Source organism: Ruegeria sp. E8 (genome assembly GCF_056533985.1).
The window spans coordinates 31,066-52,985 of the sequence record NZ_JBQFOY010000003.1 but is presented as its reverse complement, the minus strand read 5'-3'; the positions used below and the strand labels follow the sequence as shown (position 1 = coordinate 52,985).

The 21,920-nt window shown below is 55.1% G+C and carries 16 protein-coding genes; 11 read left to right on the top strand and 5 right to left on the bottom strand.

Going from position 1 to position 21,920, the window contains the following annotated elements:
• Nucleotides 1–210: 210 nt before the first annotated feature.
• The 3 genes from ACR0LF_RS05530 to ACR0LF_RS05520 are packed head-to-tail and all read right to left on the bottom strand — an operon-like array spanning nucleotide 211 to nucleotide 3,638.
• Nucleotides 211–1,893 (bottom strand): Dyp-type peroxidase, encoded by a 1,683-nt coding sequence (locus ACR0LF_RS05530; RefSeq protein WP_480580058.1) that lies wholly within the window; start codon nucleotides 1,891–1,893, stop codon nucleotides 211–213.
• Nucleotides 1,894–1,908: 15 nt separating this feature from the next.
• Nucleotides 1,909–2,934 carry a hypothetical protein gene (locus ACR0LF_RS05525; RefSeq protein ID WP_480580055.1) on the bottom strand — a complete coding sequence of 342 codons (1,026 nt, stop codon included), beginning with the start codon at nucleotides 2,932–2,934 and terminating at the stop codon, nucleotides 1,909–1,911.
• On the bottom strand, nucleotides 2,934–3,638 hold the full coding sequence (locus ACR0LF_RS05520) for a hypothetical protein (protein ID WP_480580052.1): 705 nt from the start codon (nucleotides 3,636–3,638) through the stop codon (nucleotides 2,934–2,936). Before ACR0LF_RS05520 ends, ACR0LF_RS05525 begins: the two co-directional genes overlap by 1 nt.
• Nucleotides 3,639–4,256: 618 nt before the next feature.
• On the opposite strand from ACR0LF_RS05520, the gene ACR0LF_RS05515 reads away from it, so the two are divergent.
• Entirely contained in the window at nucleotides 4,257–4,817 is a 561-nt protein-coding gene (locus ACR0LF_RS05515; protein WP_480856105.1) for a hypothetical protein, read from the top strand.
• Between the two features lie 1,100 nt (nucleotides 4,818–5,917).
• Here the strand turns inward: ACR0LF_RS05515 and ACR0LF_RS05510 are convergent.
• Together ACR0LF_RS05510 and ACR0LF_RS05505 are read right to left on the bottom strand one after the other, a co-directional pair.
• Nucleotides 5,918–6,412, bottom strand: coding sequence for a helix-turn-helix transcriptional regulator (locus ACR0LF_RS05510; RefSeq protein WP_480856103.1), 495 nt, complete (start codon nucleotides 6,410–6,412; stop codon nucleotides 5,918–5,920).
• Between the two features lie 334 nt (nucleotides 6,413–6,746).
• Nucleotides 6,747–7,772: a LacI family DNA-binding transcriptional regulator gene (locus ACR0LF_RS05505; protein WP_480580042.1), complete on the bottom strand. Its 1,026-nt coding sequence runs from the start codon at nucleotides 7,770–7,772 to the stop codon at nucleotides 6,747–6,749.
• Nucleotides 7,773–7,957: 185 nt separating this feature from the next.
• Here ACR0LF_RS05505 and ACR0LF_RS05500 point away from each other — a divergent pair, with 185 nt between their 5' ends.
• The 10 genes from ACR0LF_RS05500 to ACR0LF_RS05455 all read left to right on the top strand — a co-directional run bounded on the left by ACR0LF_RS05500 (nucleotide 7,958) and on the right by ACR0LF_RS05455 (nucleotide 21,892).
• Complete coding sequence (locus ACR0LF_RS05500) at nucleotides 7,958–8,686, top strand: SDR family NAD(P)-dependent oxidoreductase (RefSeq protein WP_480580039.1); 729 nt, start codon at nucleotides 7,958–7,960, stop codon at nucleotides 8,684–8,686.
• A gap of 11 nt (nucleotides 8,687–8,697) precedes the next feature.
• A complete protein-coding gene (locus ACR0LF_RS05495; RefSeq protein WP_480580036.1) occupies nucleotides 8,698–9,852 on the top strand; it encodes a Gfo/Idh/MocA family protein in 1,155 nt (384 codons plus the stop codon).
• A 10-nt stretch (nucleotides 9,853–9,862) separates the two neighbouring features.
• Complete coding sequence (locus tag ACR0LF_RS05490; RefSeq protein ID WP_480580033.1) at nucleotides 9,863–10,777, top strand: sugar phosphate isomerase/epimerase family protein; 915 nt, start codon at nucleotides 9,863–9,865, stop codon at nucleotides 10,775–10,777.
• Nucleotides 10,778–10,830: 53 nt separating this feature from the next.
• On the top strand, nucleotides 10,831–11,859 hold the full coding sequence (locus ACR0LF_RS05485) for an ABC transporter substrate-binding protein (RefSeq protein WP_480580031.1): 1,029 nt from the start codon (nucleotides 10,831–10,833) through the stop codon (nucleotides 11,857–11,859).
• Between the two features lie 76 nt (nucleotides 11,860–11,935).
• The gene (locus tag ACR0LF_RS05480) at nucleotides 11,936–13,420 is read left to right on the top strand and encodes a sugar ABC transporter ATP-binding protein (protein ID WP_480580028.1); all 1,485 of its coding nucleotides are present in this window, start codon (nucleotides 11,936–11,938) and stop codon (nucleotides 13,418–13,420) included.
• Nucleotides 13,421–13,482: 62 nt separating this feature from the next.
• Nucleotides 13,483–14,355, top strand: coding sequence for an ABC transporter permease (locus ACR0LF_RS05475; RefSeq protein WP_480580025.1), 873 nt, complete (start codon nucleotides 13,483–13,485; stop codon nucleotides 14,353–14,355).
• A 2-nt stretch (nucleotides 14,356–14,357) separates the two neighbouring features.
• The gene (locus tag ACR0LF_RS05470; RefSeq protein ID WP_480856097.1) at nucleotides 14,358–15,359 is read left to right on the top strand and encodes an ABC transporter permease; all 1,002 of its coding nucleotides are present in this window, start codon (nucleotides 14,358–14,360) and stop codon (nucleotides 15,357–15,359) included.
• 306 nt (nucleotides 15,360–15,665) lie between these two features.
• Nucleotides 15,666–18,062, top strand: a complete 2,397-nt coding sequence (locus tag ACR0LF_RS05465; protein WP_480580020.1) for a fatty acid cis/trans isomerase — start codon at nucleotides 15,666–15,668, stop codon at nucleotides 18,060–18,062.
• Between the two features lie 557 nt (nucleotides 18,063–18,619).
• Nucleotides 18,620–19,690 carry a hypothetical protein gene (locus ACR0LF_RS05460; protein WP_480580017.1) on the top strand — a complete coding sequence of 357 codons (1,071 nt, stop codon included), beginning with the start codon at nucleotides 18,620–18,622 and terminating at the stop codon, nucleotides 19,688–19,690.
• A gap of 279 nt (nucleotides 19,691–19,969) precedes the next feature.
• Entirely contained in the window at nucleotides 19,970–21,892 is a 1,923-nt protein-coding gene (locus ACR0LF_RS05455) for a DUF3604 domain-containing protein (RefSeq protein ID WP_480580014.1), read from the top strand.
• The last annotated feature ends 28 nt before the right edge of the window (nucleotides 21,893–21,920 follow it).

The window sequence follows — 21,920 nt, the reverse complement described above, 5'->3', positions numbered from 1 at the left end:
CTTTGTTGCTTAACCGAGCAAAGTTGTACCAGTGGCCAGCTTGATCCGAATTGGTCCAGCAAGCGCGCAGAGTGCCAAAGACGTGGCGTTGAGAAATGGCGTATTGCAGATCAGCACCGATACCGCCGGACATAGGTGATCCAGGCCAGCCAAGCAGAAGGCAGGCGATGATCCTGCTGGTCTTGGCCGTGATCGTACGCGGCCAACGGGTCAGGTTGGATCAACGATGCCCATTGCCATCATCCGCAGCGCGGTCATGGAGGGCACGAAAAAATAGTCGCCACCGCGGCATTCCACAAACGTCTTTAGCTTGCTCATAACATACGGGGGCTTGCCGGATTTCGGGTCGGACGGGATTGTGTGGCGTTTGTGGTGGTCGTGATTGCCCAGAAGGGGGCAGGTATTGTTGCCCTCATGAAAATCGAGCCCGTATTGTATCCACTGCTGCTGCACGAATTCGAACTGCCGGAACAAACTCGCGCCCATGATGATCATGATCACGCCCTGTTCGGTGTTGTCATCCTTGTGTTCGAAGTCATGCGGCCCATAGGGTAGGCCGCGCCGCAGGATGCGGCGGCGTTTGTTGAGCGCGCTGGTGGCATCGGGGTTTTCGAAAGGTTTGCCGGTGGGATGATCAATGCCGCCCTTGTTCAATGGATCAAGATAGTCACGGGTGTTCATGCGGCGCATATGGGCACCGCCGGGGCATTTGAAGCCGGTCATGTCATCGCCATAGCGGAAATCCCGCGCCGCCGGTGAGGCGACATAGGCTAGATTTTTCTTATAACCCTCGATCGGATCGACGCCTTCGCCCCGAAAGCCCATCTTTTCACCGAAGGCGACCCATTCGTCATAGGTTGACACCTTGGAAAGCGGCACGCCATCGGACCAGCGTCCGCACATTTTGGCGCGCAGGGTTTCTTTGGCTTCTGCCATGGAGACGCCCATGACATTGGCATATTGCCCAGCCTCTTCAGTGACAACCGCATCGAATGAGCCGACATTTTCATGTAGTTTACGGAAGGCCAAAAAGGTGCCGTTCTGCATGAACTCGGGCGGCATTGCGGTAGGGGGAAGTTCCTGGCTTTCGTCTGGATGACCAAGGATGAACTCGCCTGTAGCCAGCGGTTCCCAACCGTTGCCCATAAGCTTGCCACGTCCGATGACGGCGGTCTTTTCAATATCAGCGGGCAGCTGGCCTTCGAAAACCGGATTGCCGATGCCGTCGGTGAAACCGAAATGTTCCTTGGGCGTCGGCAGGGTTGCACCGCCGATTTTTTCAAAAACGGCAGAGGCGTCCTGATAGGGTTGATCACCCTTGGCCCCGACACCGGTCAAGTGTTTAACGCCGCATTTTTCAGCGGCCTCTAGCAGCCAATCGGTGCGCTTATTCAGCTCAGGGTGTGGGGTGACAAGATCAGCTTCACTCTTGCTTCGCACGTTCAGTGTGACCAGCGCGTGCACGTCGTCGGCACCAAATCCCAGCGTGCCGGGGGCCCGGCTTTTCTTCCAAATCGGGTCCCAGTGCTTCAGCCAACTCTGGTCTCTGGCGTCCTCGACCTTGGTTTGATCGCGGTCGCCTAGGATAAAGGCGCGCTGGCGCATGCCCTCAATGAACTCGGCCGGCATGGCCTGCATGGTGCGCACGGGCAGTTGCAAGGCCAACATGCCGGGAAAAGTCAGGGCAATGTTGGTGGTGCAGGTCGGTTTCGGGTTGGTTTCATCCCAGCGCACGGCGGTTGTGACCTTTTGGCGAACCTCTTCAAGAAAGGCGCGCCCGGCCTTGGGATTGGGGAAATGAAAGAAAACATAGCGGGCAAAGGGAAAGGAATAGCGGCCATAGGCACGGGTGACGTTCCCCTGAATGTCATTGAGATTAAGGTCGCGTGTCATGTCGGGCTCATGTCTTTATGAAATCACATTGGCTGGATAGGCCGAGGAAATGACGCCCGGCTTTTGTGTTTTGGCCCCGGTGTTCAAAGGCTCGTGCTCTGCAATGAATTCGCCAAACGCGGCGTGCAGCTCAACATCGGATTTGCCCTGATCTTCGATGAAGAAGTCGGTGAACTTCTGTTGCACGTAGAGCGATTTCAGAACCGAAGGCAGATCGTCATACTTGGCAGGGGCGAGGGGCTTTTCGCCGTTGCGTATGGCGTAGCGGATGAAAAGAACCGCAAGAATAAGCGCCAGAGCAATGAAAAAGAGGCCAGTGCCCAGGCTGGAGAGGCCGGTGAAGGGTACGTTTGTCGCGCCGAAGAGCCAGAGCAAAATCGAAAGCAGGCCAATCGCCAGCGGAGCCACCGCCCCAATGATCAGTTTCGTAAGCGGCAGGTTGTGGAATTCAGGCAACTCCAGGTAATAGTCGTGGAATGGCATCGTGGTCTCGACATGGCACTTGTCGAGGTATTCGGCGAACTGCTCGGCCGAATTGACGTCTTCGAAACCGTAGCAGTTGGAATAGACCGCACACAGCTCTTCCTCCATCGTATCCCAGAGCTTGCGGGCGTATGAGGCGCGCACCTCGCGTTGTTGGTCGGCGTTCAGGTTCGAGGGCAAGGGGTCGCCGTCTTCCATGACCGCATCCACATCAGCGCAAAATACCAGGTAGGGCGTTCTTAGCCGATCTACATGCTGTGGGATTATTGGGGGCGGGCTGCGCCTGAGACGGGCGACCAGCGGGTTTTGCGTGTTGCGCCCGTTATAGACCACGTCATTCAAAACGAACATGCGTGCCAGGTGGTTGCGCGTATTGCGGGCGAAAGGGCTGTTGAACTTGGTGTGTTCAGTGGCCGGTGACTGATGCGCGGTCGGCATTTCGGCAAGTGCGATGCGCGCCCGTTGCTCGAATGAGGTTTGCGGGTCGTCCTTGGGCGCGCCGGGTTTGATCGGGGCGAGGGTGGTGAGGAAGATATGGCCGGAGTCGAGATCAGGCATCAGCTTGCTCCCTCTGGTTTTGCGGCGGTTTTTGCGGCGGCCCTCAAGGTGTCAAAGCCGGATTGTGCCTCGTTGACGTATTTCTCACGGTTGACGTCTGCGCGTTCGGTATCAAGGCTGGCCACTGGCCCGAAGCCCGGATCGCCAAGGCCCTTTTGCATGACATAGGTTGCCTCGCGATAGGCGTCGGCGAAGTCTTCGGGAGAGGATTTGCCGTGCATTTCCGCCAGATCGCGCACGCGGTCATAGATCAGCAGGCATGTCTTGATATCGCGTTGAGCGGAGCCAGGTGTAGCATTGTAGTAATAGTCGGTATCGATCTGGTTGTAGGTGATGTAGGTCTTGAAGGGCGTGATCGGGATCGATTTCGGGTACTTCACAGAAGAGAACCAGAACAGGTCGAGACCTGATGGGATACCGTCAGAAAAGGCATCAATATACTGATCCCATGTTCCGTTGAAGTTTGAACAGAACAGCACGTAATCGTCCTTCACCTGCTCTTCACCCTGACCGAGATCGGGCCAATCCTTTGGTTTTATGATCACCCAGCGGGCGAAGTGAATAAGTGACAGCCCCAACAGACCAAGCAGGTTCGATGGAACGCCGCGCGCGGCCATGAACAGCAGGCGATTGATCCAAGTTGTTTTTGGGTTGCTGGGCGTGACCACATTCATCGCATAGGCTTTGCCGGCAATATTCGACATGGCGGTCCCTTTGGTCAGAAAAAATTTTTAAAAAACATCGCATGCATGGTGCATCGCAAATGAAGGTTACCATTGCTGTAGAATGAGTCGAGGAAAAATATCGGTCGCCGAGATTGGCAAACGGGCTTTACGGTGCAACCCATGATCGCACGAAGCTTTGATTGGTAGGCAAAGGATGCCCTAACCCGTAACGCTAGGCTCAAACGCTACATCGTTTTTGAAGTAAACGTCGCAGAGTTTGTCAGGCGTTCAGTCCTAGCATCTGATGGAGAGGAATTAGGATGAAATGAACTGGTTCTGACGTCCTGATTTTGCAATGGATCTATGTCAGACCATCCACGCTCGCGATGCCACAGCCCCCAGACACAACGCGCCAAAGCAGCCATCATAAAAGATCGGCATAACGGTTATCATCGGATCAAGGGGGTGTATCCTTCCATTACAGAATTTTGGGCCAACCCGCTTTCATGTTGGGACCGCCTCAAATCAAACTGGAACCAAAAAGTTCCGTCGCAGTAGCCAGCCTGAATCATGTACCCCCCCCTCCCGATGTAATCCCCTTTTTCAACACAACTAAAAGTGTAAGCTCTTGCAATCCAAACAAGGTTGATCAACCTATTGGCAAATGACATAGGAAAGGTTCAACCAATTGTAAGTCAAGAGAAATCCATTAAAAAGTGCATCGGTCTTTTGGCCCTTGGCTTGCTCACCGCTTGTGCGCAACAACCCCTTCCGATCGACAAGAAACCCGCAGGCCACGCATTCCTGGCAAGCACGCCACATGATCGAATTGCCAAGGGCACGTCAGAGACTGTGATCCGGGCTTACCGCGGCGGCAAGGATGACAAAGGTAAAGCCGTTTCAACCGAAGTTGCCGGTGCCAAGTGCACATTGACCTCAGATCACATCACAGCCGAAGTTGTGACGCCGCAGACAGTCACGCTTCCAAAATACGATCAGGATGCAAAGTTTGACGACCGGGGTGTGCCGCCTTCGATCCTCGTTTCCTGTGTTGACGGGGACTCAAAAGGATCAGCTTTGCTGACAGCGAAGCTTGGGGAGATTGTCTCCGGTTCCGGCAACCTCTTGGTAGATCCCGTGCTCATCACCGGTTCAGCCATTGCAGCAAGCACTGCACATTGGCGTTATGCCGAAAATGTTGAAGTGGCGTTAAAGTAATGTGGCGTGTTTTGGCACCCGCGTTAGTGTTGGCGGCGTGTTCATCGCCGTCACTTCTACCGCTTGAAGAAACGGTCACCTCCACACGGATTTCAAATCATGGCAATGAGTTCAACATGACCACCCTGACCATCAGGAGCTATGCGCCCGATGCTGAGGGGAACCGATCAGAGGTCGGTGGCGCGGTTTGTTCGGCGCGGAATTCACATGTCGTGATAATGAGGGTCGTCACCCCTGGAACTGTCGCGATGCCATCTTACCTGCAGGCTGACCGGTTTTCGGACAAGGGCAAGCCCCGTAACTTAAACTGGAGCTGTACACTCGACGGTAAAGTCGTTCGGTTCACTACTGAACCCTCGTCGTCTGTCGGGGATACAGTGCGGTCTGGTTCGGCATACGTTGATCCCAACACCGGGGCAGTGACCCAGCCGCGCAGCGCAGTACTCACGAGCAGGCTGAGATCCACTTTGCCGTGGACCTATCCAAACGTCGACGTCGAATTCTGACGGCACGCGCAGAGGCCTTGAACCTGGAAAGCAGCAACATGCCTGCTGCTTTCCCTTCCAGGCTTGAGTCGATCCTTGCAGATCATGTGTGCGAACTTGATCCCGTCAGGCGTTGCCGCATCTGATCCTATTGGTAATCGAAAGATCTTTGTCCTGAACGCTGTCGAATGGAGTACTCCGGGCAGTGTCGATAACCTGAGCACTGCCCGAAGCGGCCGAAAAAGCGATTAATGATGCAGACCCAAGGAAAAGTGAGGGCGCGTTGCTTGCCACTTTTCCCTTCCGTTTGGTCACTTGTCCACCATGTGCAAAAACACGAACTCTTTACTCGATCTGCATCAGTTTTTGCCTCACCTGGCTGTCTTTTCCGTTCCCGGCGCGCCGGGTTGTTTACCCAGCGTCACCCACTCACTGCGCTGTGTATTGGCATACGCAGGGGCAGGTAGAAAGAGCGATGGAGGCGGAAATGTGGCTGATTTGGCGGTTTAGACCTTTGGTTTATGCCGAAAATATAAGGGTTTATCTAAACATGAGACTTGGAGCGCCCGGATGTGCATAGGCGCGCCGTGAGATCAGCGCGCCGCCTTTGTCAGGTCAGTGGCCAGCTACCGATCCTCCATCGGTCAGATCCTCAAGCAAGGCGCTGAGCAGCTGCGTTTTGCCTGCATAACCCGACTTCTTATAGATCGAGTTGGTCTGTGCCTTGATGGTTCCCTCTTTGGCACTGCGAATCTCGGCCATTTCCGCTGTGGAGCAGCCTTTGATCAGCAGCCGAGTGACGTCACGCTCGGCCTCCGAGAAAGACCATTTCTCGAAATAGGCACCCAAAAGGTCTTCGAACGCGCTTGAGGCGCGGGCCACCTTGTCTTCGAGGGTCTCCTGATAGCGGCGCATTTTCAGAACTTCGAATCCAAGGATCATGATGGCTCCGAACAAGGAGAGCATAATCAGCACTTCCCAAACGTGAATATCGTCCCATTCATCGATCCAGGCGACGCCCATGGCCTCACCAATGTCTTCGAACAGCATGACACAAGCGCAGAACAGGGAGGCGAAGAAAGAAAAGGTTAGGCGTTTCTTGGATGGCATTTTTAGTCCAGTGTTGTCTGAAAGGGTGGAGATATTGGCCCTTTCATATGACGCGGGTTTCTGCGTCAAGTGCCAAGGTTTTTTGCCTGATGAAGAGGTGTGTCCCTTGGCTCCACATGCATTGAATTTCAGCCAGAACATGACTTTATTAGCGAAAGCGAAGGCCGAGAGGAGGGCCGTCGGGCATCTGTCCTGGCAGACTGCAATACGCCGCCAGTCTTTCAAATTGCCAAAAGTGCTCTCGATCTTGGTGCGACGGTTGTTGCGCCGCTTGTCGGCCCGGACATTCTCGTGACCAAGTTAACAGGCCAGAATTTAAAGCAGATCGCCTGTTTCACGGACGGAGAGACGTGGTACTCGCACGCTCGACCAATTCCACGGGAACCGTTGTTTCAAGTTCGCCTGTGTCATGGTTTTGCGCAAGGCGGCCAAGTAGAAGTTTTGCTGCGCGTTGGCCCAGAAGATGCCTGTCCTGCCGTATCGTCGTCAGCGCCGGAACGTAGAACTCTGACATTTCGATATCGTCGAAGCCCACCACCGACATATCCTCAGGTACCCGTGTGCCGCCGGCCTGCAAGCCAGAAATCAATCCAAAGGCCACCATATCTGCCGAGCAAAAGATGGCCGTCGGTCGATCTGGCATGGCCAGAATACGCGCTGCGGCATCATAGCCGGATTCAAGGGAAAAATCGCCTCGAATAATCCATTCGGGCGGCGCAGGCAGGCCAAGCCGCTTTCGTTCCGCAACCACACCTTCACGCCGAGCAGTCGTAAGAACATTGCCCTCAGGACCGGTAATGTGGGCAATCTTCCGGTGGCCAAGCGCGTGAAGATGGCGGATTGCCAGGCGTGCGCCTTCGACATTGTCACTTTTGATTGCAGGGAAAGACTGGTCTTCTACCCACTCGCACAGGAAGACGATTTTTTCTCCGGCTCCGGCCTGAACGCATTCCTCTAGCACTGTTTCTGATAGCTGTCCGTCCAGTGAAATGGCCCCGTCAATTCGGCCATCCAGAAAATACCCGGCTAAAGTGGAATCGTGGATCGGGTTGCTTTCCGTATCAGTGATGAGAACCGCATAGCCGGTGTTTGAGAAGGCGTCACTGATACCTGCAAGGATGCCCGAATAGAACGGCTTACCAAGGTTCGGAACCAGCACCAACACCGCATTGGCGCGTTGCATCCGCAGGTTTCTGGCCGCTTGGTTGACTCTGTAGCCCGTACTTTGAATGGCCTGCAAAACCGCGTCTCTGGTGGATTTCTTGACCAGATCAGGGTTGGACAGAACCCGGCTGACCGTGGCGGCCGAAACCTTGGCGACGCGGGCGACATCCTGGATTGTAGCGGGTTTTTGAATCATGGGTCCTGGTGGCAACGTGAGATTTCAGTTGACTCGAATCTCTGACACTGACGATTATGTAATCGATTTCATTTCTTGAAAAGGGGAAATTTTTGGAAATGTAATCGATTGCAATGGCGTTTTTGGCGCAATCAGGAGAGTGCATTGATCGCTGCAGGAAACAACATGATGATCGGAGCGGCCCATTGACCAACGCTGTCGCGTTTGACTTCTCCGGTGCACGGGTCACCGTGATCGGCGCAAGCCGTGGCGGCATCGGTGCGGCCATCGCGCGCGCCTTCAAATCCGCCGGGGCCGAAGTCGAAATCACGGGTATTGAGGCAGAGTGTCTGCCAGAGGACGCAGCGCGCTTTCCCTACACGCAGCTTGACGTAACCGAAACCGAGGCCGTTCAGGAGTTTGGTCGGGAACGGGGTGAATTGGATGTTCTGGTCAACTGCGCAGCGATAACGAAGCGTGGTGAGGAATTGGAGCCGGGATTTTTCGGCCACGTTCTGGATGTGAATCTGGTCGGAACTATGCGGTGTGCGCAGGCATTGCATTCCGCTTTACGGTCCCGCCGGGGCCGGGTGATCAATATCGCGTCGATGTACGCCCGTTTCGGATCTCCACGAAATCCGGCGTATGGATCATCCAAGGCGGGCGTTGAACAATTGACCAAGTCTTTGGCGATTGAATGGGCCCCAGACGGCATCCGCGTCAACGCAATCGCTCCGGGTTTCATAAAGACCGAACAATCAGCAAGGGCCCGACAGGACCCCGATTTTGTAGGCGCCGTCGAGGCGCGAACACCAATGAAAAGGTGGGGAGTGCCCGAGGACATCGTCGGGGCCGCGCTGTTATTGGCTTCTGACGCGGCGGCGTTTGTAACCGGCATCTGTATGCCTGTGGACGGAGGGCATTCGGTTGTCTGAAGGAGGTGGCAATGGCTGACGTTTCACAGGTTCGCGCGGCGGTGATCGGAACCGGCTTTATCGGGACGGTTCACGTGCAGGCCCTCCGCCGGTTGGGCGTGCAGGTTGTTGGCGTGCTTGGATCATCAGCCGAACGGGGAACTGCACGAGCAGCTGAAATAGGGGTGGCACAGGCTTATCCGTCCCTTGAGGCCATGCTGGCAGACAGCAATGTGGACGTGGTCCATGTCACGTCACCCAACCACGCCCATTTTCCGCAGGTCATGGCAATCCTTAAAGCAGGAAAACATGTGATCTGCGAAAAACCACTGGCAATGACCAGCAGGCAATCGGCCGAGATGGTAGATATGGCGGTCGCGTCGAGCAAGGTATGCGCGGTTTGCTACAACATCCGCTTTTACCCCCTGAACCAGCAAGCTCACGGAATGGTCGACCAGGGGGAATTGGGTAAAATCCGTTTTGTGACCGGCCATTATCATCAGGACTGGCTGGCAAAACCCACGGATTGGAACTGGCGGCTGCAGGCCGACATGGGCGGTGCTTTACGCTCGGTCGGGGATATTGGCACCCACTGGGTCGATCTGACGAGCTTTATTACCGGGTTGAAAGCCAAATCCGTATTTGCCGATTTGACGACATTCCTGCCCGAGCGGCAGCGCCCGACTGGCCCGGCCGAGACATTCTCGAGCGCCGAAGGGGCGACGGAGGCTGTGACTGTCGATACTGACGATGCCGCGGCGATCTTGATCCGCTACGAGGGCGGCGCAAAGGGCGTGATGACTACGTCTCAGATCAACATCGGGAGCAAGAATTCACTGGTCTGGGACATAGCAGGCAGCACAGCAAGCGCGGCGTGGAACAGCGAAACACCGGATCATTTGTTCGTCGGGCACCGGGATGCCGCCAATCAGATATTGATGCGGGACTTCACGTTGATGAACGCAACCGGCACACGCGCCGCAACCTTGCCGCCCGGCCATGTCGAAGGGTTCGCGGACAGCTTTCTCAATTTCTTCCGCGCCGTCTACACCGATATCTGCGCGGGCGAACGTGGACCGAACAGCACTTGGGCGACGTTTGAAGACGGCCACTATGAAATGCGCTTTTGCGATGCCGTTGTGAAATCGACCCGCGAAAACCGCTGGGTCGACTTGGACGAGGTTTGAGAGGGACGACATGAAACTTGGACTGCTGACTGCGCCATTTGAAGATACAGAGCTGATGGACGTCGCTACGTGGGCGTCCGGTAACGGGTTTTCGGCGTTGGAGATCGCGTGTTGGCCGTCCTCCGGTGGTGAAAAACGGCGCTATGCAGGTACAAGCCACATCAACGTTGACGGGCTGTCAGCTTCGCAGGGCAAGGATATAGTGGACGAGCTGACCGGCAACGGCATCGAGATTTCCGGTCTTGGGTATTATCCCAACCCGCTGCATGCCGACGCTTCGCATCGGGAAGAGGTAATCGAACATCTGAAAAAGGTGATTACAGCCGCAGGCACCATGGGGCTTTCTGTCGTGAACACTTTCGTGGGCGGCGATAGGTCACTGAATGTGGACGAAAACTGGGCGCGGGCGCAGGACATCATCTCGCCCATCGTCGATCACGCTCTCGGGCAGGGTGTACGGCTATGCTTTGAAAACTGTCCGATGATCTTCAGCTATGATGAATGGCCGGGCGGTCATAACATCGCCTATTCGCCAAAGATATGGCGTAGGATTTTCGAAGAATGGGGCGACGATGTCGGTATGAATTTCGACCCGTCCCATCTGATCTGGCAGTTCATTGACCAGACACGGTTCATCAAGGAATTCGGATCGAATATCGCCCATGTTCACGCCAAGGATCTGATGGTGGATCACGATGGGCTCTACGAACACGGGATCATGTCCGCAGGCATGGGGTGGCAGGTGCCCCGGCTTTGCGGTCTAGGCGATGTGGATTGGTCGGATTTCTTCTCGGGCCTCTATCGCGCGGGGTACGACGGACCGATCATTATCGAGCATGAAGACAGGCTGTTTGAGGGAACGGACGAAAAGGTAAAACGCGGGTTTTTGCTGGCACGCGACGTGCTGCAACCGTTCATCAAATAGAAGGGCGAAAAGCCCCGGACATTTCAATGATTGTTCAAACGGGAGGTACTACAATGAAAAAGCTACTAACGGGTGCGGCGGCTATAGCTGTTGCGGCGGCGTTCTCGCCAGCGGCGTTTGCTGCTGATTATACGATTGGTGTGTCCAACACCGTGCAGGGCAATGGATGGCGTGAACAGATGATTTGCGCGATGCGGGCGCAAGCCTTGGTGGAAGAAGACGTGTCTAATCTGATCGTCGCCCACCGCAACACGGATTCCGCCGGGCAACTGGAAGACATCAACAACCTGATCGAAGCGGGCGTGGATGCGATTGTTCTGAACCCGTCAAACCCGGACGCATTGAATTCGGCGCTGGATGCCGCGATGGAGAAGGGCATTGTGGTGGTCGCTGTTGACGCGGGCGTCACAGCGGACGGAGCGTATATCCTGTCCAACAATCAGGAAGAATACGCCTATCTCGGCGCGAAATGGTTGTTCGAACAGTTGGGCGGTTCCGGCGATGTGGTCTATATGCGCGGTATTGCCGGGGTGTCGGCAGATACCGACCGGGATAACGGCTTCAAGCGCGCCTTGGCCGAATATGACGGCATCAACGTGGTGCACGAAGTGTTCACCGGCTGGCAGCAGGATCAGGGCAAGCAGCAGATGTTTGACTATTTGGCCACGGGCATTCCTTTCGATGGCGTTTGGACCAGCGGAATCGACAACGTCATCGTTGATGCATTTGTTGAATCCGGTGCCCCGCTTGTACCTATCGTAGGTGCGGATAATGCCGGGTTCGTGCAGTATCTGACCGAAGTCGACGGGCTACAGGGCGCAGCGGTGACCAACCCTGGTTCGGTTGGCGGAGCCGGGATTGCGCTGGCCGTCGATATTCTGAATGGCAACGCCCCTGGCGAAAAAACCGTTCTGGTTGACCCTGTATTGTGGGAAAACGCGACCGAAGAGGGCGTCGCGACCATCACTGCAGCGCAAAACCCGAACCTTGATCCGGAATGGCCGGTTTCCGTCACTGTTCCCGGCTGGACCGATTACTCAATGGATCAGATCATCGAGTGCAAAGGTCCGGGCGACAGCTGAGATCGACAAAGATCAACAGGTCCTCCCCGGCCATGATTGGGCGGGGGAAGGCTCCACCTTGGAAACGCAGGCATTCATGACCGAAACACATCTTCTCGACGCTTCAGGGATCGCCAAAAGCTTTGGTGCTGTCCGCGCCCTCACGGATGCCGGTCTCTGCGTTTCTCATCGAGAAATTGTGGCGTTGATGGGCGCAAACGGCGCGGGGAAATCCACCTTCGTGAAAATCATCACCGGTGCCTTACAGCCCGATAGCGGGCAAGTGCTGATCCGTGGTCGGCAGGCCAGCGTCGGCAGCCCATCTGAGGCCCGCAAATCAGGGCTGGTGCCTGTCTATCAGGAACCTTCGCTTATTCCCGATCTGGACGTGGCCGACAATCTGCGCCTGACGGATACCCCGGCGCAGTCGTTCCGGCATTGGGTCAACGAGCTGGGGATTGAGGACCTGAACCTTTCCGACATGATCGGAGATTTGCCTTTGGCCACCCTGCGCATTCTGGATCTGGCGCGCGCGCTGGCCTCAAAACCCGACGTCCTTTTGCTGGATGAAATGACGGCTGCATTGCCGACAAACCTTGTCGAGCGGGTGCTAAAGGTCGTGCGCGAGCAGGCGAATGAAGGCATGGGCGTCATCTATGTGTCTCATCGGTTCAGTGAAATCTCCGAACTATGCGACCGGGCCTCGGTTCTGCGGGATGGGATGACTGTTGGTGATCTGGCAATTGAACCCGGTGTGGAAGAGCGCGCGGTGGAGCTTATGCTGGGTCAGAAACTGGACCTGGGCCGCCGCCTGGTTCAAGACAAACGCAGGATTGAACGGGATAACCCGCGCCTGCATGTCAAGGACTTGGCGATTGCACCAAAGGTTTCGAACGTGTCGTTTGAACTTTTTCCAGGGGAAGTTCTGGGCGTCGTGGCGCTCGAGGGGCAGGGACAGGACGAAGTGTTCGATTGTCTGGCTGGTTTCATTCCAGCTTCAGGCGGTTCGATTGAGGTAAACGGAAACAGAACCGCCTTCGGGCACCCTGCGGATGCGATCGCGGCTGGCCTGACCTTTGTCCCCGGTGATCGGGCCGACGCGTTGCTTGCCCAGAGATCGGTCAGAGAGAACATTGCACTGCCGTTTTCGGCCCGCGTACGCGAATGGGGCAACCTGAAGCTTAGGTACGAGCGTGAGCGTGTGGATTACGCAATCGATAAATTGCAGATCGACACGCGGGCACAGGGCGAAGTCCAGCGCCTGTCCGGTGGTAATCAGCAGAAAGTAACGATAGGCAGATGGCTTGCTACAGGCGTCGAAACGCTTTTGCTTTTTGACCCCACGCGTGGGATCGACGTGCGAACAAAGCGTCAGATTTACCCGCTTGTTCGTGATCTGGCCGAAAACGGGGCATCAGTTCTGTTCTATACATCCGAATTGGAGGAGATACCGCTGGCCTGTGATCGCGTTCTGGTCATCTTCAATGGTCGTGTCGTGGATGTAATCGACGCCTCAGACGCGGATGAGCAGACCCTGCTGCGCGCGGCCTATGGGTTGACTGAAAACGAGAGCGCCGCGTGACTGAGTTTGTTCGCAGACACTCCTGGCTCGTTGGGCTCGTTGCGTTGCTTTTGGTTCTGCTGATGATCACGAAGGCCATCCAGCCCTCGTTCGGCGCATCAGGGTTTGAGAGCATAGCCCGCGCCGCGTTGCCCTTTGCCTTTGCGACCGCGGGAATGGCGGTGGTGGTTATCGTCGGCGGTATCGACCTTTCTGTCGCGTCGATGATGGCAGTGTGTGCGGTTTCGGCGGCTGTGTTAATGGAAAAGATGTCCGGCTTACCCGCCATTCTGATTGTGTTGGTTCTGGGATTGGTCATGGGGCTGATCAATGGCGGCCTCATTGTCCTGACGCGCGTTCCCGACATTGTTGTGACTCTGGCGATGCTGTTTGTGTGGGAGGGCGTTGCCCTGCTGATCCTCGAAACTCCGGGCGGGGTCACAACCGATTGGGTGCAACAAAGCATTCGCGGCAGTATTGCGCCCGGCGTTCCCAGTGCGTTGGCGATCCTGATCGGCTGTATTGCACTGATTTGGCTGCCCATCCGGCGGTCCAAACTGGGTATCTCTATCTACGCGACGGGGTCTGACGAACGCGCGGCCTTTCGTTCAGGGGTCGCAGTCGGGCGTGTGAAAGTCGCGGCATATGGAATTTGCGGAGTGTTTTGTGCCTTTGGCGGGCTGAGCCTAGCGGCCCTGACCGGGATTGGGGAACCGGTTCCGGGCCCCTACCTGATGGCTTCGGTGGCCGCCGTGGTTCTGGGTGGCGTTGTACTGGGCGGAGGCAGAGGCGGCCTTTTGGGGCCGATCATCGCCGTATTCGTTCTCAGGATCGTTCGTACGATCCTGACGCTTCTTGCGATCGATCCGAATGTTACGACAATCATTGAAGGTACGATCATGGTCGGTGTTGTTCTGCTCGGTACCGCGGCAACTCTGCGGGGGGCAAGACGATGAGTATGGCCGCGAACGATCCCCCCTTTGTCCGTTTCGGTCGCTATTTGCGGGACAATCCCGTGATCCCGCTTTTGGCCTTTCTGATACTGTTGATTGCGGTTCTGGAAGTCATGAGACCGGGAATTGTCACGCCGTTCCGCGCTGGGCGGGATGGGATCATATCGACGTTCTGGGTTGGAAACCTGATCAAGTTTGCAATTCCGCTGGCGATGCTGGCCGCCTGTCAGGTGCTGACGATGCTGACCGCCGGGATCGATCTGTCGGCTGGTGTCGTCGCGACGGTTGCGGCCTTTGTATGTGCAACCCTGAGTTCGCTTTGGGGTGTGACGCCGGCCGTTCTGATCGCTCTGACCTCCGGGGTGATTGTCGGCATTGTCAATGGTCTTGGGGTTGGGCTGGTGCGCGTCCACCCGTTGATCATGACGCTGGGCACGGGTCTTATCGCCACTGGGTGTCTACAGGTGTATCAACGGATGGTGATCAGCGCCGGTTCCGAGATCCCTGCCTTTCTGTCATGGCTGGGTACCGGGCGCACATTGTCGATGCCCAATGGTCTTTTTCTGTTTGTGCCATTCGCCCTGTTTATCTTCTGGCTGATGCGGTTCACCGGGTTCGGTCGTCTGTTGTTTGCGCTAGGGTCGAACGAAAACGCCGCCAAACTGTCAGGTGTTAAATCTTGGCAAGTGTATATTGCGTTGTACGCGCTGTCGGGGTTGATTGCGGCTGTGGCCGGGCTGCTCTATCTCGGGATGATCCGGCAAACCTCGCTAAGCCTGGCCAACCCACTGTTGCTGCCATCCGTGGCTGCTGCGGTCATCGGCGGAACGTCGATTTTCGGTGGGCGCGGAAGCTTTGCGGGCGCCATCGTTGGGGCTCTGATTATCAGGGTTCTCGATACCATGCTGACGTTGTTGCAGATGCCCGAAGGCGCCAGAACCGCCTTGTTCGGCCTGATCATTCTCGCGGTGACTGCTGTTTACGTCAGGATCACGGGAAACCGATAGGCAAGAGGTCTACTTGGCTGGAATTGTGGTCTCGCCAAGTTGACTTAGGTTGGCCGAGCGACTGTCACGCTGCAAGTTCCACTGTGCAATCGGCCCGGAGATTGGGTGCATCCGCTTTGGCAAGACGACGGGATGTGGCGGATAGGTGGAAGGCGCGATATGCTAAAACACCACGGATAAACATTTTTTCAGGTTAGTTTCGGGTCGCTAACCCATGCCAAGTCAACAGAATTAAGTATGCTGCACGTCGTAACGCCGCAATAGTACACTTGTTTTTTTCAAACTCTAAACGGTTGGAGGATACGAATGCTGAAAGCCAGATTGATTGCAGCCTGGGCCTTGAAGGCAGGTATCACACCCGTATTCTTGTTGTGTCTTCTACAAACCGAAGTGTCGGCGGAGACGGCTGACGTTGCTGTTGAGCAGCAACCAGGCGCACAAGAAGCTGTTCCTGAGAAAAACTGGAACGACGTTCAATCGGTCCTGAACAGGCGTTGTGTCGTATGTCATAGCTGCTATGACGCGCCGTGCCAGTTGAAACTGACGTCGCCCAGCGGCATCTTGCGCGGGGCCAGCAAACAGGCAGTTTATCACACTGAACGGTTGCATGACGCACAACCGACCCGGCTTGGTATCGACGCCCAAACGCTTCCGGAATGGCGAGCTTTGGGTTTTTTCTCTGTTACCTCTGCCATGGGTGAGCAAGCGCTTTCGCCAGGTTTGATTGAAAGCTATCTCAACCTTCGGCATCAGAATCCTTTACCCCAAGGCAAACCGCTTCCCGCTGAACTTGGCCTCGCACTTGATCGTCCATTGATCTGTCCTTCAACGGAAGAATTTGCGTCCTTCAGCAAAAGCCAGCCTCTTTCTGGAATGCCATATGGAACAGCTCCGCTTGAACCCGATGAGTTCAAGACTCTTGTAGATTGGGCCCGTGGCGGAGCCGCTGTTCCGTCTTTGTCACCTGAGATTCCAGAAGAGATCAAAGAACAGATCGCGATGTGGGAGCACTTTCTGAACGCAGATGACCCGCGCATTCAGTTAATGAGCAGATATATTTATGAGCACTTGTTTCTGGCGCGTCTGCATTTTCAGCAAGATAACCCCCGCCGGTTTTTTCAGATCGTAAGATCCGTTTCACCCCCCGGTGAACCTATCGAAACAATAGCCACACGCCGCCCTTTCGACGATCCGGGCCAAAGGCCATTCTATTATCGTCTGGAGCCTGTCAGTGAGGCCATCGTTCAAAAAGAGCACTTGGTATATGAACTGGGGCCAGAGCGTATGGCGCGTTACGAGGAATTGTTCCTTGCCCCGGACTGGACCGTGTCAGAGTTGCCGGCTTACGGTGACGCAGAAGGTGGGAATCCGTTCAGTACGTTTACTGAATTGCCAGCCCGTGCCCGCTATCAGTTTCTTTTGGACGATGCTCTGTTCTTTGTGCGCAGCTTTATTCGCGGCCCTGTATGCCATGGGGAAACAGCCGTCGACGTAATCGAAGACCGGTTCTGGGTCAGTTTCCTCGACCCAGCGTCGGATCTGTCGGTCACAGATCCTAGTTTCCTAAGGGATGGTGCAGAGTATCTTGAGCTGCCGGTCTCGCGTGCCGATGGGGGTGGATTGGCTGACCTGCATGGTTTCTCGCACAGAAACCAAGTTAAGTATCTTGAGTTTCGCGACACCAGATATCAAAGCAGCGCGCTGCATCAGACAGGGTTCGGGTACAACGCGATTTGGGATGGCAACGGCACAAATCCAAACGCGCTGATCACGGTGTTTCGTCATTTTGACAACGCATCGGCCATGACCGGGTTTCACGGTGATATTCCTGAAACGGCCTGGGTCATCGACTATCCGGTTTTCGAGCGTATCTACTACAATCTGGTGGCCGGATATGACGTTTTCGGACGGGTCGAGCATCAGCTCGCTACGCGTTTGTATATGGATGAGCTGCGTATGGAGAGCGAGGACAATTTTCTAAACGTCATGCCAGGAAGCCTGCGACCGCAGTTGCATGACGAATGGTATAGAGGTGTGCTGGCTGAGTTGCATACATATTGGCATGAGCGTCGTGTTGATGACAGTTTTCCGACGGGAATTACTTTTGCGTCGACCAAGCCCAAAGAAGAGTTCCTTACGACATTGCTGAGCCGCGGTGAAGGACTGTGGCCGCTGGAAGACCCAATAAACAGATGCCCTGACACCACGTGTTCGCAAATCGACGACAAGAGTGTTACCTCGAAACTTCGTGATCTTGCAGGCAAAACCGGCGACTGGGTGAAGTTCCTACCCGATCTTTCGATTCTGGCGGTGGAACCAGACAATGGATCGACAGAGCTTTTCACGCTTGTGCACGACAAGGCCCACTACAATATCGCCTTCTTGTTTGACGAGCAGGCGCGCCGAGAGCCAGAAGCAGACGTATTGACGATCCTTCCTGGATTGATCGGAAGCTATCCAAACTTCTTTTTCAAAGTGCAGCAGGAAAACTTGAGCTCCTTTACTAAAGATCTGACGTCGTTGCGAACACAAGCCGATTACATGGAATTCGTGAACCGGTATGGTGTACGACGGACAAGTACCGAGTTCTGGCCGTTGAGTGATCGCATTGCGGAGGCATTTTTCAGTCAGGATCCGGTTCAGGCCGGAATCTTGGATCTGAATAGATACAAAGACCCAAAAGCTGGTGATGCACCGGATTGAATCCCCGCATATGACTGTTCAAGGTGTTAAAGGCCGCTCACGGCGAATTGCTCATTCTTTCCGGCTTAGACATGGCTCTCGTTGGATTACTGTGTCGGGTTGCAAGGATGCTTCAAAGCTGACGAAGGAATTGCGAAACAACCGCCCTAACTCCTGTAAGTATGAGCGGAAACCGATCATAGAACGGTTTGGATCGAATTCCGCTCGGGCTTGGTGATTGCTAAGGTTGCCGTTGGGGGATTTCGGCGCTTGATCTCTATCTTGTACTTTACGCCGCGTCGTTTTCCGCCGATCCAAACCCAATTCTGGTAGATCTGAACTCCCTCTATGAAATTAGTCAGGCAGAACTCCGTGGTCCCGGTCGTTAAGCGATTTTCCCCTTCGATTTGCACCGGTTCAAGATGCTGTCAGATTCTATTGACAGCCGTTAAGCCACCTCAAAAACACTGAACGTTGTAAAGTAAAGGGAAACCGACGACATTTCGTACCAAAAGATATTCTGATATTCTATTATCAATGACGATTTCCACTTGCGAAACGGGGTGAAATTCCCGGCCATGCGAAAGCTTCTTGCCGTATTAACATGCATCCTCGGGCTGCTTGCGCCTCGTGCTTTGTATGCCTGCGCGGTTTGTATTGAGCTGCCAGAGGCGTCCCCTGCTGATCACATACTATCCGCAGAGGTTATCGTCCTAGCAGGGCCCGCACCCGAAAACCCTTTTAGATTTGCGGCGCAAACAGTCCTTAAAGGGAGTACTAAAAAGCTCAAAGCCCTACCGGAAATTCCATTTCTGATTGATAGCCTTACACGAAGGGCATTTCGCTCTGATCCGACGCGTACCGTTCTGCTGACCTATGGGCCAATCTACAAGGATGGCGCTGGGCGTAGTTTTTCGAAGGGATGGAGGCGCTTGTTCACAATGAACCCCGAGAGAAGCGAGTTTCTCGAGAAACTGCGATCCTCCGGTCGGCTTTGGTCCTTCGGAGAAACAAATAGCCCGGAGCGGGTTTTGTTTTTCGCTGAGTATTTGTGGCACCCTGATCACGTGCTGCACAATATGGCCTTGGTAGAAATTGACCGGTCACCTTATGCGCTCGTTCGCCCAATAGGTGGCAGGTTTTCAACTAGCGAAATTATGCGGGAATTGAATGACTTGAACCGCTTCGCATACAGGTCTGCTGCAATTCGGTTGCTCGGGTTGCAAACTGATCCACAAGCGCGTTCGATTGTGCGCGCGCGCTATCTCAAAGCCTTGAAAGTCGGGGGGCTCAACTCATTTGAGTGGGCTCTTGCCGGTATAGAAGCAGAAAGGGCATTGGCGATCAGAGAAATTGGTCTCGCACTGCGAGATCCATTAAGGACAGAAGAAGATAGGGAACCACTGATCCGGGCTTTGGCCGAGGCTGGGTCGTTGCAATCAGAGTTCAGACCTGAGATCGTCCAAATTTTCGCGGAAGCGTTGGAAAAGCACCCTAAGCTAGCCCTTCAGGTCGCTATTGCAACGCGAGATTGGGGCGAAACAGTACTGCACCAGCAGTTTGAAGCTTTGGTCGCCGTCGAGGAAACGGACCCTGCGACACAGTTTATTCTCAACTTGGTTCTGGGCGCTGAAGTTGCGCCCGACTGATTAACCTAAGTTGGCAGAACATGTTTCGCTCGTCCGGGTTTGCCGCTTAAACCGCGCGAAGATTTAATGCTTCTCGCGAGCCCGGAAAAACGCTGCCGACGTCTGCAAGTGAAGAGCTGTGATTGTGAACATCTCCCCTCACTTACAAGCACTGCGAAATTATAAGCTAAGAAAATTTCTCACCGAAATCGACACGATGTGATATAAACAAAATCGAATATTTACGGGCACGAAAAGGCCCGGCGATTTTGTAGCGTTTAGTTGATTTGGGAGGTCACTATGCTTCGGTTTTCCGTCTGTTTGTTCTCAATGGTGTTGGCACCAGCAAGTGTACTTTCTGATGCCGTGCCCAGCGAACAAGCAGCTGAAGGTTTGTTCTCAGACCAACCATATTCGCCTTATGCCCAGCGCTCTTTCCCTGAACGTCCGCTTTGGGGGGACACGCACCTTCACACGGGGCTTTCGCTGGACGCGGGTGCTTTTGGGAATACCTTGCTGCCCGATGAAGCCTGGCGCTTCGCTAAGGGTGAGCAGGTAATTTCTTCCACGGGTCAAGCTGTAAGGCTAGCGCGGCCTCTCGATTGGATGGTTCTCACGGATCACACAGACTTGATGGGGTTTGCCCCGGACCTTCAGGCGGGCAAACCGGGCGTTCTTGCTGATCCAAAGGGATTGGAATGGTACGAAGGTTACAAGGCGGGCGGTGAAGAGGCCGGGAAGACCGCCTTCGATATCATTACGAACTTCTCGCAAATGACTTTGCCAGAGGTTCTTCTCGAGTCCTACAGCCCCGGGGCCGATGCTTTTGCCTTTACCTGGGAACACATCGTTCTGGCAGCCGAGCGGCACAACGACCCCGGCAATTTTACGGCTTTTATCGGCTTCGAATGGACCTCGGTACCAAAGGGTTTCAACTTGCACCGGAACGTCATGCTGCGCGATGGGCCTATCCGCGCCTTGCAGATGGTGCCACCGGTCACGCAACCTCCCTATGGCGATACAGACCCGAAATCGCTCTATGCTTGGCTGGAAGAGTATCAGGAGAAAACAGGGGGGCGCGCCGTTGCTTTTGCCCATAACGGCAACCTCTCGAACGGGTGGATGTTCCCGACCGAAGACACGTATCATGGCGGCAAGGTCGACGAGGAATATGTGGCGGCCCGCGCGAAATGGGAGCCGCACTATGAGGTCACGCAGATCAAAGGCGATGGCGAAGCACACCCATTCCTCAGCCCGGATGATGAATTTGCTGACTATGAAAACTGGGACGTCGGCAACCTCGATATCACCGAGTTGAAGACGGATGACATGCTCGCTGGTGAATACGCGCGCGAGGCGTTGAAGCGTGGTTTGATGCTTGAAGAAAAGTTTGGCGTGAACCCTTACAAATTTGGCATGGGCGGCGCGACAGATAGCCATACGTCTTTGGCCACTGCCGAGGAAGACAACTTCTTTGGAAAGTCTGTCAGTGTTGAACCTTCTGCGTCGCGGATCAAGCATCCGTTCATCGCCAATGATCTTGGCGAAATTCCCGGCGACCTTCTTGTGGCGTCGGGATACACGGCCGTTTGGGCGACAGAGAACACGCGTTCCGCTATCTTCGATGCGTTCAAACGGCGTGAAACTTACGCGACAACCGGACCTCGGATCGGCCTGCGGTTCTTTGGCGGGTGGGATTTCACTGACACGGATGTTGAAACCCGGTTCCTGGCCAATGTTGGCTATACCAAAGGTGTTCCAATGGGGTCAGACCTGCGTCCTCGCGAGGGTGATGGTGCGCCGTCGTTCCTGATCGCCGCGTTGCGCGACCCGGTTGGGGCCAATCTGGATCGTGTGCAAGTGATCAAAGGCTGGCTGGATTCCGAAGGCGCCCTGCAGGAAAAGGTCTATGACGTCGCGTGGTCGGACAATCGTGAGGCTGATCAAAACGGCAAAATCCCCGCGGTTGGAAACACTGTGGACGTGGACACCGCCAGCTGGACCAACACAATCGGAACCGCTGAACTTGTGACCTTTTGGACTGATCCTGATTTCGACCCGAATGCGCGTGCATTCTATTACGTCCGCGCCCTCGAAATACCGACACCGCGTTGGATTCTATACGACAAGTTGAGATATGGCATCGACTTGCCCGAGGATGCGGTGCTCACACATCAGGAACGCGCGTATTCGTCGCCGATTTGGTACACACCAGCCGAGTGACCCGCACTTTGCAAGAAACTGAAGGCTG

What these genes read in the sequence shown, in the direction of transcription:
- ACR0LF_RS05530 (WP_480580058.1), bottom strand. Translation starts at nt 1,893, where the DNA reads ATGACACGCGACCTTAATCTCAATGACATTCAGGGGAACGTCACCCGT.
- ACR0LF_RS05525 (WP_480580055.1), bottom strand. Translation starts at nt 2,934, where the DNA reads ATGCCTGATCTCGACTCCGGCCATATCTTCCTCACCACCCTCGCCCCG.
- ACR0LF_RS05520 (WP_480580052.1), bottom strand. Translation starts at nt 3,638, where the DNA reads ATGTCGAATATTGCCGGCAAAGCCTATGCGATGAATGTGGTCACGCCC.
- ACR0LF_RS05510 (WP_480856103.1), bottom strand. Translation starts at nt 6,412, where the DNA reads ATGCCATCCAAGAAACGCCTAACCTTTTCTTTCTTCGCCTCCCTGTTC.
- ACR0LF_RS05505 (WP_480580042.1), bottom strand. Translation starts at nt 7,772, where the DNA reads ATGATTCAAAAACCCGCTACAATCCAGGATGTCGCCCGCGTCGCCAAG.
- ACR0LF_RS05495 (WP_480580036.1), top strand. Translation starts at nt 8,698, where the DNA reads ATGGCTGACGTTTCACAGGTTCGCGCGGCGGTGATCGGAACCGGCTTT.
- ACR0LF_RS05490 (WP_480580033.1), top strand. Translation starts at nt 9,863, where the DNA reads ATGAAACTTGGACTGCTGACTGCGCCATTTGAAGATACAGAGCTGATG.
- ACR0LF_RS05485 (WP_480580031.1), top strand. Translation starts at nt 10,831, where the DNA reads ATGAAAAAGCTACTAACGGGTGCGGCGGCTATAGCTGTTGCGGCGGCG.
- ACR0LF_RS05480 (WP_480580028.1), top strand. Translation starts at nt 11,936, where the DNA reads ATGACCGAAACACATCTTCTCGACGCTTCAGGGATCGCCAAAAGCTTT.
- ACR0LF_RS05475 (WP_480580025.1), top strand. Translation starts at nt 13,483, where the DNA reads ATGATCACGAAGGCCATCCAGCCCTCGTTCGGCGCATCAGGGTTTGAG.
- ACR0LF_RS05470 (WP_480856097.1), top strand. Translation starts at nt 14,358, where the DNA reads ATGGCCGCGAACGATCCCCCCTTTGTCCGTTTCGGTCGCTATTTGCGG.
- ACR0LF_RS05465 (WP_480580020.1), top strand. Translation starts at nt 15,666, where the DNA reads ATGCTGAAAGCCAGATTGATTGCAGCCTGGGCCTTGAAGGCAGGTATC.
- ACR0LF_RS05460 (WP_480580017.1), top strand. Translation starts at nt 18,620, where the DNA reads ATGCGAAAGCTTCTTGCCGTATTAACATGCATCCTCGGGCTGCTTGCG.
- ACR0LF_RS05455 (WP_480580014.1), top strand. Translation starts at nt 19,970, where the DNA reads ATGCTTCGGTTTTCCGTCTGTTTGTTCTCAATGGTGTTGGCACCAGCA.